We start from the raw sequence: 11,529 nt of genomic DNA on the forward strand, positions 1-11,529 counted from the left end.
TGATATTCTTGTAAATGAGAAGGTGAGAAAATGAATTTAGTATTAGTCCGCCATGGTGAAAGTGAAGCGAATTTTGAAAATTATTGGACTGGATGGCTGGATGTAGATTTGACTGAAAAAGGAATTGAGCAAGCTAAAGCAGCTGGTAATAAGATAAAGAAATACGGATTACTGATTGATATTGCTTTCGAATCAGTTTTAAAACGTTCAATTAAAACGGCACAAATGATTTTACAGGAAGCAGAAGCGAGTTTTGTTCCTGAATACAAAACCTGGCGCTTAAATGAACGTCACTATGGCGCATTAGTGGGCAAAAATAAGGAGATTATTGCAGAGCATTTTGGAGCAAAGCAAGTAAAAAAATGGCGAAGAGGCTTTGATGAAGTTCCTCCGCTAACTAAAGACAATCATTTTGATCGTCGATACAATCATTTGGACCCACGATTGATACCGACTGGAGAAAGCTTACATATGACATCACAGAGAGTGATTCCTTTATGGCAGGATCAAATCGCACCGAGCTTGCTCGATGGAAAGACTGTTTTAGTATGCGGACATGGAAATAGTTTACGTGCGTTAGTACAATTTCTGGAAGATATTCCTACTAATCAAGTGGATCAAATTGAGATACCTAATGCTACGCCAATGGTTTATGCTTTTGATTCACAATTAAAAATTATACAAAAAGAAATTTTATAAAAATAATAGATTAATTTAGAAAGGTATGTCATGAATTACATTTGGGATTTTGATGGCACGTTATATGATACGTATCCAATCATGTTAAAAGCGTTGATGGAAACTTTTAAGGAGTTTAAGATTGAAAAAGATGAAAAAGAGGTTTATCGGAAAATAAAGACCGAATCGATCCGTCAAATGATTATTGACTGGCGTTTACCTGTACCAGATTTCGATCGAAAGTATCATGTTTATGAGGCACAGAAAAATAGGAACTCTTTTCCTTTTATTGAGACCAAGGAGACTTTGGAAAAATTACAAAATAAGGGTGGAAGACATTTTATTTTGACACATCGCACAGTGGATTCAACCTGGCAATTGCTAAAAAGAGATGGGTTAGATCCATTTATCGTTGATATCATTGGAAGTGATTCGAATTTTCCAAGGAAACCTGATCCAAGTGCAATTAACTATTTTATTGATAAATATCAGTTAGAGACTGAAAAAACTGTGATGATCGGCGACCGTAAACTAGATATCGAAGCTGGAAATAATGCTGGTGTACAGACAGTTTTTTTTGATTTGGATCATTTAAATCAAGTTGTTAATGCGACTTATTTTATAAATAATTTAAAAGAAATGGTACAAATTTTCTGAGCAGAAAGCTATAATTAGGGAAAGGCTACTAATAAGTAAACTGTTTATTAAAGACATTATTTCAACTTGAGCGAGAGGTGTAAAATGAAATTACAACGCGATCAGGAGGTCGTAGAATCTTTTAACTACGGAATTCCTCCAAAAGATCAGGTAGTGAAACAAAAATTGCTGATTAATTTCAGTCCATTGGAAGCAGTGGATCCTGGATACCCACCTGAGAATAGCATTATGGGCGTAAGGATTGAATTCGTTCTTCCATTCGAAGAATTTATCATCGGCGGCGTTCTTTCTCAAGTGATTCATGTGATTGATCGTCAAGTCAAACAACAAAACGATTTGACAGAAGCGGAAGCAAATGAGATGATTCGACCGATACTAAGATTGATCGAACGCATGGTTTATGAAATAACAGAGATTGCATTAGATAAACCAGGTGTTAAAATCAATTTTTCATCCAATACAATTTAAAAAACTCCACCTGAAAGTGACACTTGCTTCATAAAGTGATCGTCATTTTTAAGGTGGAGTTCTTTTTGTATATGATCATGAAAATTTCTTTGAAACAATGCAAATTTCAGGACAGATTATTTTATCTGAGTTATAATTTAAAGGTCACTAAAATTTAGGGATCGCGCAGCTATATTTTAGGGTGTTTTGTTGAAGAACAAATACCGGGAACCTTTACTTCCTTTGACAGACTTGTCATTATAGAAAGTTATTTTAAGGAGGAATACAATGACAACTCTGTTCACTGTATTAGTGATTCTATTGTTCGTTGCATTACTTGTGGCTTTCTACCAAATGCAAAAAAGACATGTAAAATTCTCTAATCGCGTTTTTGCTGGATTAGGCGCCGGAATTATTTTCGGTGGTGTTTTACAATTACTTTTGGGTAATGGTAGCAAAGTGATATCTCAAGCGATGGAATGGATTGGAATCGTTGGTAATGGTTATATTTCATTATTACAAATGTTAGTTATGCCTTTAGTATTTATTTCAATCGTTGGTGCCTTTACAAAAATGAAATCAAGCAAGAAGCTTGGAAAAATCAGTGCCAATGTTTTAATCACACTGTTAGCTACGACAGCAATCGCTGCTTTGATTGGGATTTTAGCTGTCATGGTCTTTGGTTTAGATGGTGCGACGTTTACTAAGGGAGCGGCTGAAACTGCTCGAATCAAAGAGTTGGCGGATCGTCAATCAATGGTTCAAAACTTTTCAATTCCGCAACAAATTTTATCCTTCATTCCAACCAATGTTTTTGCTGACTTTGCGGGAACCCGCCCAACAAGTACCATCGGTGTGGTTATTTTTGCGGCTTTTGTCGGGATTGCCTTTTTAGGCGTTCGTCGTAAAGCACCAAAAGAAGCGGAATTTTTTGCGAATTTAATTGATAGCTTATACAAAATTATTATGCGTATCGTGACTCTAGTGTTGCGTTTGACGCCATATGGTGTATTTGCTTTGATGACGAATGTATTAGCAACTAGTGATTTCGAAGCAATTGTTAATCTAGGTAAATTCATTTTGGCTTCTTATAGTGCATTGATTGTTGTTTTATTGGTTCACTCTATTATTCTTCTAGGTGTAAAAGTGAATCCAATCAATTTCTTTAAGAAGGCTTTTCCAGCATTGAGCTTTGCGTTTACTTCACGTTCAAGTGCCGGAACGTTGCCTATGAATATTGAAACACAAACCAAAGCGTTAGGTGTAGATGAAGCTACGGCTAACTTTGCAGGAAGCTTTGGTATCTCGATTGGTCAAAACGGTTGTGCTGGCGTGTATCCAGCAATGCTTGCGACAATCGTAGCACCAACTGTTGGTGTAAATGTATTTGATCTGAAATTTATTGTGATGCTAATTGCTATCGTAACGATCAGTTCATTCGGTGTAGCTGGTGTCGGAGGCGGAGCAACTTTTGCCTCATTAATTGTATTAGGTGCGATGAACCTACCAGTGGCGATCGTTGGTTTAGTAATCTCCGTGGAACCCATGATTGATATGGCTCGTACCGCCGTTAATGTCAGTGGTAGTATGGTTGCTGGTGTTGTTACTAGTGAACGCATCCATGAATTAGACCGTGAAATCTTACATGATGAAAATACTTCGATCGAAGTAAATTCTTAATGATATGAAAGGCTTGGCTAGCGCGACCAAGCCTTTTTTGCTACACTCAACTTTAATGACAGCAGTGCTTCAATGAAGTCGGAACATTGGCTGTGGAGAGATATTTTTTATTGAATTAGCTTTAGAAGCTACTCTTTGATATATTGAGTGTATGTAGATTTAGAATAATTTTTTTGGAGTGAATATTTTGTTTAACGAACAAGTAAAAGTAATTTTGTATGCAAATAATGTGCGTAAGGCTAGTGATTTTTGGCAAAGTTTAGGATTTGTCGAGATTAGTTTTGAAGAATTGGATGGTTCGCAAGTGGCAGAAGTAGCAATGAGTCGAAATAGTACGACGCATCTGGTAATTTATGATCGAGAATTTATTGAAAAAAATGATGATGAGGCTGCTGAGCCATCTCCTGCCTTAATTTTTGGAAGTGATGATGTTATGTCATTGTACAAAAAATTGCAGGAGGTGGAGGTCCAATTAGGAGAGTTAGCCCAAATTGGTGAAGAGTTTGTATTCAATTTTGTTGATGCAGATGGAAATTATTTTGTAGTGTCAGGTAATTAATACGTTCTTTTGTAAGGGGCGAACATGAATGAAGCAGGTTTTTGTAATTGGTGATGTTCACGGAAAATACGATATGTTTAAATCGGTTTTGGAAAAATTTCAGCCTGAGGAACAACAATTAATCCTGATTGGAGATCTGAATGATCGAGGTCCAAAAAGTAAAGACTGTTGGCTTTTAGGGATGGAACTTGTTGAAAAATACCAAGCAATTTATTTACGAGGGAACCATGAGCAGTATTTTCTGGAATTTATGGATAGTCCAGAAGATTGGTTTCCAAGTTATCTTTATAATGGTGGAAAAGAAACGATTGAAAGTTTGTTACATAAAGGTGCGACTGATGAATATTCGCCGACTGAGATTGCCATGATGATTCGTAGTCGGTACAAGAATATGCTGACCTTTTTAGCGGAACGTCCATTTTATTATGAATGGGGCGATTATGTCTTTGTTCATGCGGGGGTGGATTTAACAAAAGATTGGAAAGAGACATCTCTACAAGATTTCTTGTGGATTCGCGAACCGTTTCATGAGGGGAAAAATAATACAGAAAAAACGATTGTATTTGGACATACTATTACTCCGATGTTATATGGAGACATGCAAACGACAGCTCTTTGGCAATCTGATGGAAAAATCGGAATTGATGGCGGTGCCGTCTTTGGCGGGACTTTACACGGAGTGGTTTTTGATAAAAATGGAATTGTTCATGATTATGAAATCCCTAATACAGACGGACCGTGGCAACCAGATTTTTGACTTTCAAAATACAATAACAATATTTGAAATCATTTTAACACGAACGCTCAAAGACTTTCTAAGCAGAAGGGAAAAATGAGTGTTCGTTTTTTTTTGTGATCTCAAGATTTTTTGATTTCAAATTACTTTTGTTAATTATCTTGAACAATCATTCGCAAAATGGCATAGTATTTTAAAGGAGTTTTGCTATAGTTCATATTGAAATTCTTTTGAGCTTAGTTTCGCACCATGTAATATCCTGTTTTTATGATTATGAAAATTGAGGAAGGAAATTCTTTTATACTATGTCAGATACAATAAAAGGTCATTTATCCGCAAGTTTAACAGTAGTCATATGGGCGTTGACCTTTATTTCTACTAAGGTACTGCTTGAGTCGTTTTTACCAATCGAAATTCTTTTCATCCGATTTTTAATTGGTTTCAGTAGTCTCACGTAAATTTTTGCCCTTTAAGGGTTGGCGTGAGGAACGTTATTATATAATCGCCGGTTTATTCGGTGTTTTTTTATATTATTATTTGGAAAACGTCGCATTGACCTATACTTTAGCAATGAATGTAGGCATCATCGGTTCTGTTAGTCCCTTTATGACTGCCTTGATCAGTCGTTTTGTCTTGAAGCAGGGAATGATCCCGCGTGTTTTTATTATGGGATTTATTTGTTCAATGATTGGGATTTCATTGATTAGTTTTTCAGGTTCACTGAATGTTAATCCGCTTGGTGATGGCTTGGCTTTATTGGCAACGGTCTGTTGGGCTTCCTACTCTCTAATAGTGAAAAAAATTAGCGGGTTTGGCTATGGCACTATTGCTACAACACAACGGATTTTTTTCTATGGTTTACTGTTTATGCTACCCGTCTTATTTATTACGCTTGATAAGTTCGATTTTTCTCGTTTTTTACAAGTGGAAAGTTTTGGTAATCTTCTTTTCTTAGGAGTTGGTGCTTCCGCACTATGCTTTGTAACTTGGAATTTTTCAGTCAAAACTCTTGGAGCAGTGAGGGCAGCAGTTTACATTTATACGATTCCAATGTTGACCACGATAGCGTCTGTTTTGATTTTGGGTGAGAGTTTGACTCTTAAAACATTTATTGGCATTTTGTTGACTTTAACAGGTTTAATTTTGTCAGAGCTGCCCAATTTTATACAGCAAAGAAAAAAAGGGAGTTGATAAAAATCCTTCACAGCAAATAGTCGTGAAGGATTTTTGCTTTGAGTTCAATAAGCAATCTTTCTTGAAATATGATAAAATAGATAAGATTTTGGATGAAATGAGGAATTGAAATGGCAGAAAATTTAAACCAAGATATCATTCAACTACTGAATAAAGAATTAACGGACTATCGTCCGCAGCAGATCAATGTTGTTTTGACATTATTAACAGACGGAAATACGGTACCTTTCATTGCTCGTTATCGGAAAGAAATGACCGGCAGTTTAGATGAGGTACAGATCCGTGAAATCGAAGAACGCTATAATTATTTGGAAAACTTAGAAAAGCGTAAACATGAAGTTTTAAGACTGATTGATGAGCAAGGAAAATTAACAGAAGAGCTAGCTAAGAAAATTCAACAAGCAGTTAAAGTTCAAAAGGTTGAAGATTTATATCGTCCATATAAACAAAAACGTCGAACTAAGGCAACGATCGCTAAAGAAAACGGGTTAGAACCATTAGCGGATTATTTGATGAGTTTTCCGCAAACTGGAGATGTTTATGCTAAAGCTGGTGAGTTTATCAATGAAAACATCGCCAATGCTGAGGAAGCTTTGCAAGGAGCACATGAGATTGTAGCCGAACAAATTAGTGATAATCCTGATTTTCGCACGTGGATTCGTTCGTATACGAAAAATAAAGGTGTGTATCAGAGTAAGGTCAAAGACGCTGATAAAGATGAAAAAGGTGTCTACGAAATGTACTATGATTTTGCTGAGCCGATCAACAAAATGGTTTCTCATCGTGTATTAGCCTCTAATCGTGGTGAAAAAGAAGAGGTCTTAAAAGTTTCAATCTTGGTCGAAGAAGATAAAGTCTTTGATTATCTTGAACGTCAATTAGTGCAAAATACTCGAGCTATTACTGCGGAATTTGTTCGTGAAGCCTATAAAGATAGCTATAAACGATTTATCGGACCCGCGATTGAACGGGAGATTCGAAATGAATTGACGGAAGAGGCAGATGAGCAAGCCATCAACATTTTCGGTGAAAATCTACGCAATTTGTTATTACAGCCACCATTGAAGGGAAAGGTCGTGTTGGGATTTGACCCAGCGTATCGAACTGGCTGCAAACTAGCTGTGGTAGATGAAACCGGAAAAGTTTTAGCGATTGAGGTGATTTATCCCCATAAGCCGGCTCCTCAGGCAAAACGACAAGCTGCTGGACCAGCATTTCAAGCGTTAATTAAAAAGCATAACGTAGAGATGGTTGCGATTGGTAATGGTACTGCAAGTCGTGAATCTGAATTATTCGTAGCTGAACAACTAAAACAAGTTCAACAAGAAGTCTTTTATGTGATCGTTAATGAAGCGGGAGCTTCTGTTTACTCAGCCAGTGACATTGCCCGGACAGAATTTCCTGAGCTGCAGGTTGAAGAACGAAGTGCAGTCAGCATCGCGCGTCGATTGCAAGATCCGCTGTCAGAATTAGTAAAAATCGATCCAAAAGCTGTTGGCGTCGGTCAGTATCAACATGATGTTTCTCAAAAACGTCTTTCTGAGCGCTTAGACTTTGTAGTAGAGACTGCGGTCAACCAAGTAGGCGTAAACGTCAACACAGCTAGCCCACAGTTACTGCAGTATGCTTCTGGTTTAAACAAAACAACAGCACAAAATATTGTTAATTATCGCGAAGAAAATGGTGCATTCACTTCGCGTCCACAGTTGAAAAAAGTTCCTCGCTTAGGACCAAAAGCTTATGAACAAGCTATTGGATTCTTGCGAATTCCTGGTGCAAAGAATGTTTTAGATACAACTGCGATCCACCCAGAAAGCTATAACAGCGCGAAAGAAATTTTGGCCCTTGCTGAGGTTGATCTAAAATTGTTAGGTTCTGTTGAAGCGACAGAAAAAATCAAAGCGTTGCAGTTAAATCAATTACAACAAGAGCTTGAAATTGGTAAGGAAACTATCAAAGATATCTTGCAGGCCTTGCTCCAACCAGGACGGGACATGCGTGATGAAATGCCAGCTCCTTTATTACGTCAAGATGTGCTAACGATGGAAGATTTAAAAGCGGGAATGGAATTACAAGGAACAGTTCGCAACGTTATCGATTTCGGAGCCTTTGTTGATATTGGAGTAAAACAGGACGGATTGGTTCACATTTCTAAATTGAGTAAAAAGTATGTCAAACATCCAACTGACGTAGTTTCGGTTGGTGACGTGGTGACTGTTTGGGTCGAAGCGGTCGATGTCAAAAAAGGACGTATCAGTTTGACAATGGTTCAAAGTGATAAAAATGACTAATCAGGAGTTACAAGCTCTCGTCGAAAAGATCTCTCATGACTCTTTTCGACGACCATTCTGTCATAAAGCATATTTTAATCGGCGACTAAAAACGACGGGTGGGCGCTATCACTTAAATAGCCATAACTTAGATTTTAACCCGATTCTTTTTGAACGATATGGTGAAGCAGAATTGATTAATGTTATTAAGCATGAGCTTTGTCATTATCATCTTCATCTGGCAGGAAGAGGTTATCAGCATAAGGATCAGGAGTTTAAACAACTGTTGAAAAAAACTGGGGGAACCCGTTTTTCTCCGCCACTTGTGGCAGTTAATTATCAAGTGTATGAATGTCAAAAATGCCACCAAGAGGTTAAGCGACGCCGAAAAATTGATACAAAACGATATGTTTGTGGAAGTTGTCATGGACAGCTAAAATTTTTGAAGACAATTGAAGCATAGGGAGTATTAAGATAATCTGAAGAATAAAAGATTGCTATTTTTACAGATTTATATGATAATGTGAACCGCAAACAATTTTGTACATATAAGGAAGAGGATTAAATGAATAATAAAGAGATACTTTATCATTTTGTTGGAATCAAAGGATCAGGCATGAGTTCACTGGCTTTGGTCCTGCATGAAAAGGGCTACCATGTACAAGGCTCTGACGTTGAAAAATATTTTTTCACGCAACGTGATCTAGAAAAAGCCGGCATTACGATCTTGCCATTTAGTAAAGACAATATTAAGGAAGGCATGAAGATCATTCAAGGAAATGCCTTTCCAGATACCCATGAAGAAATCGCTCGGGCGAAAGAATTAGGATTAGAAATTGTTCGGTACCATGATTTTATCGGAGAATTTATTCAACCTTATACCAGTATTGCAGTAACAGGTTCGCATGGTAAAACAAGCACGACTGGATTGCTGGCGCATGTCTTAAACGGATTAGCGCCAACGAGTTACTTAATTGGTGATGGTACTGGACATGGTGTTCCAGATGCGACTTTCTTCGCCTTTGAAGCATGCGAATATCAACGACATTTCTTGGCATATGCGCCTGATTATTCAATCATGACAAATATTGACTTTGATCATCCAGATTATTTCAAGAGTATCGAGGATGTTTTTGAAGCCTTCCAAACCTTGGCTTCGCAAGTTAAAAAAGGAATCTTTGCTTATGGGGACGACGAATATTTACGTAAACTAAAAGCAGATGTGCCGATTTATTATTATGGATTATCTGAAAACGATGATATTCAAGCACGGAATATTGTTCGGACAACAAATGGTTCGGCCTTTGATGTTTACCATAAAGAAAAATTTATTGGTCGTTTTTCAGTTCCATCATTTGGTAAGCACAATATTCTTAATGCCTTGTCTGTTATTGCGGTTGCCTATTTTGAAGATTTAGATATGGATAAGGTTAAAGAAGAAATGCTGACTTTTTCTGGTGTTAAACGTCGTTTTACTGAGAAAAAGGTTGCTGATATGATTATCGTTGATGATTATGCGCACCATCCTGCTGAAATCAAAGCAACGATTGATGCAGCTCGTCAAAAATATCCGGAAAAAGAATTGGTTGCTGTTTTCCAACCACATACGTTTACTCGGACAATTGCTTTGATGGACGAGTTTGCTGAAGCGTTGGACAAAGCCGATCGCGTTTATCTATGTGATATTTTTTCATCTGCTCGTGAAACAGCAGGGGATGTAAAAATAGAAGATTTAGGTGAAAAGATTCAAAAGGGTGGACAAGTAATCAAAGAAGAAAATATGTCGCCTTTATTGGATCATGAAAATGCCGTCGTAATTTTTATGGGTGCTGGAGATGTTCAAAAGTTTGAACGTGCATACGAAGACTTACTAAGTAATACAACACGCAACGTATTATAATATAAAAGAAGGGTTCAGACATTTTTTGTCAGAGCCCTTCTTTTAACAAATTTGTCGAATTTAACGGATTTATTTATTATATAAATCTTTATACGTAGATATGTACAAACTTGTGTTTTGCTTGCTTTCTGATAAAATAATGAATAGAACAAATGACGGAGGGAATGAATTTGTATAATATGAAGGCTCGGAAAATAGGCAAAACGATTGACGAAATTGAGGAAGGTGACTCGTTATCGTTAACGGAATCGATTGAAGATAATCAGATTCTTTTATACTTAGGATTAACAAATGATGCAAATCCTTTGTACATCCAACATGACTATGTAAAAGAAACTGAATACGAACAGCCGCTCGTACCATCGATTATGCTGATGGGCATTATTACGAGTGCGATTTCAAAACATTTACCAGGACCGGGTTCTCACGTAGTGAACTTTTCAATTAATTTTATTGATCCAGTTTTTCACTATGAAACATTAACCTTTGAGTTTGAAGTAATCAAAGTAGATAAAATGAAAGATGTTGTTACTATTTCCGTTGAAGCAGTAGAAGCAACGGATAACGAAGAAAAACGAATTTTAGATGCTGTGGTAATGGTGAAACCGCCACAAGCACAATTAGGAGATGAGATAAATGAATAATCAAGAAGCGCAGGTGTATGGTCTAAATCGATTCTATGGAAAAATTTATGCATTCTTGGCATTGGGCATTGGAATCAGTGCGGTGATTTCCTATATGACTTTAGGTCCTTGGGCGTATCAAATGGCGAATTTCATTCAGAATTTTCCATTCGGCTTGTGGGGAATTTGGATCGCTGAGATTGCCTTAGTGGTTTTTCTTGGTATTAAAGCACAAAAAAATCCTACATTAGCAATTAGTGGATTTATTGTATATTCTGCGTTGAATGGGTTAACACTGGCTGTCACTTTAGCAATGTATGATTTAGGGACTGTGACACAAGCATTTGTTACAGCCTCGGCGACGTTTCTAGTAATGTCACTCGTTGGTTCTTTTACTAAACGTGATTTATCAGGAATTGGTCGAGCAGCTTTGAGTTGCTTGTTGGGGATTATCATTGCGATGCTGTTAAATGTTTTTGTTTTACACAGCGGTGCCGTAGATTTCTTTATTTCTATTTTAATGGTAGTAATAATGTCCGGGATTACAGCTTATGATAATCAAATGATTCGTAAAATCTATTCTGGAACAAATGGTGAAGTTGGAAATGGCGTTGCGGTCTTTATGGCCTTGCAATTGTACTTAGACTTCATTAATCTGTTCATTTCATTCTTACGAATTTTTGGAAGTAGTAAATAGAGGCGAGTAATCGTCTCTTTTTTTTGACTAGTGAACATTGAAAACAAATTAGCTTCATTCTTTTCTTTTCAACGAATACTTTGTTAAA

The 11,529-nt window shown here is 37.0% G+C and carries 13 protein-coding genes; all 13 read left to right on the top strand.

Annotation, left to right across the window (positions count from 1 at the left end):
* The first annotated feature begins 30 nt into the window (after positions 1 to 30).
* Positions 31 to 699, top strand: coding sequence for a 2,3-bisphosphoglycerate-dependent phosphoglycerate mutase (locus KQI58_RS09300; RefSeq protein WP_216408531.1), 669 nt, complete (start codon positions 31 to 33; stop codon positions 697 to 699).
* Between the two features lie 30 nt (positions 700 to 729).
* On the top strand, positions 730 to 1,335 hold the full coding sequence (locus KQI58_RS09305) for an HAD-IA family hydrolase (RefSeq protein WP_216408534.1): 606 nt from the start codon (positions 730 to 732) through the stop codon (positions 1,333 to 1,335).
* An 84-nt stretch (positions 1,336 to 1,419) separates the two neighbouring features.
* Positions 1,420 to 1,803 carry a DUF1149 family protein gene (locus KQI58_RS09310; RefSeq protein WP_216408536.1) on the top strand — a complete coding sequence of 128 codons (384 nt, stop codon included), beginning with the start codon at positions 1,420 to 1,422 and terminating at the stop codon, positions 1,801 to 1,803.
* A gap of 267 nt (positions 1,804 to 2,070) precedes the next feature.
* Positions 2,071 to 3,462: an L-cystine transporter gene (locus KQI58_RS09315; protein WP_216408538.1), complete on the top strand. Its 1,392-nt coding sequence runs from the start codon at positions 2,071 to 2,073 to the stop codon at positions 3,460 to 3,462.
* A 187-nt stretch (positions 3,463 to 3,649) separates the two neighbouring features.
* A complete protein-coding gene (locus tag KQI58_RS09320; protein ID WP_216408540.1) occupies positions 3,650 to 4,021 on the top strand; it encodes a VOC family protein in 372 nt (123 codons plus the stop codon).
* Between the two features lie 28 nt (positions 4,022 to 4,049).
* On the top strand, positions 4,050 to 4,778 hold the full coding sequence (locus KQI58_RS09325; protein WP_216408542.1) for a metallophosphoesterase family protein: 729 nt from the start codon (positions 4,050 to 4,052) through the stop codon (positions 4,776 to 4,778).
* Between the two features lie 284 nt (positions 4,779 to 5,062).
* Positions 5,063 to 5,215 carry an EamA family transporter gene (locus tag KQI58_RS22675; protein ID WP_253295868.1) on the top strand — a complete coding sequence of 51 codons (153 nt, stop codon included), beginning with the start codon at positions 5,063 to 5,065 and terminating at the stop codon, positions 5,213 to 5,215.
* Entirely contained in the window at positions 5,193 to 5,948 is a 756-nt protein-coding gene (locus tag KQI58_RS09330; RefSeq protein ID WP_253295869.1) for a DMT family transporter, read from the top strand. The genes KQI58_RS22675 and KQI58_RS09330 overlap by 23 nt, the downstream gene beginning before the upstream one ends.
* A 113-nt stretch (positions 5,949 to 6,061) precedes the next feature.
* The gene (locus KQI58_RS09335) at positions 6,062 to 8,242 is read left to right on the top strand and encodes a Tex family protein (protein WP_216408544.1); all 2,181 of its coding nucleotides are present in this window, start codon (positions 6,062 to 6,064) and stop codon (positions 8,240 to 8,242) included.
* Positions 8,235 to 8,684, top strand: a complete 450-nt coding sequence (locus tag KQI58_RS09340; protein WP_216408546.1) for a SprT family protein — start codon at positions 8,235 to 8,237, stop codon at positions 8,682 to 8,684. Before KQI58_RS09335 ends, KQI58_RS09340 begins: the two co-directional genes overlap by 8 nt.
* 102 nt (positions 8,685 to 8,786) lie before the next feature.
* Positions 8,787 to 10,121, top strand: coding sequence for a UDP-N-acetylmuramate--L-alanine ligase (gene murC / locus KQI58_RS09345; protein ID WP_102871170.1), 1,335 nt, complete (start codon positions 8,787 to 8,789; stop codon positions 10,119 to 10,121).
* 164 nt (positions 10,122 to 10,285) lie between these two features.
* The gene (locus KQI58_RS09350; protein WP_034876970.1) at positions 10,286 to 10,765 is read left to right on the top strand and encodes a MaoC family dehydratase; all 480 of its coding nucleotides are present in this window, start codon (positions 10,286 to 10,288) and stop codon (positions 10,763 to 10,765) included.
* Positions 10,758 to 11,441, top strand: coding sequence for a Bax inhibitor-1/YccA family protein (locus KQI58_RS09355; RefSeq protein ID WP_216408548.1), 684 nt, complete (start codon positions 10,758 to 10,760; stop codon positions 11,439 to 11,441). The genes KQI58_RS09350 and KQI58_RS09355 overlap by 8 nt, the downstream gene beginning before the upstream one ends.
* Positions 11,442 to 11,529 lie beyond the last annotated feature (88 nt).

It is taken from the genome of Enterococcus raffinosus, from assembly GCF_018917525.1.
GTDB classification, from domain to species: domain Bacteria; phylum Bacillota; class Bacilli; order Lactobacillales; family Enterococcaceae; genus Enterococcus_A; species Enterococcus_A raffinosus_A.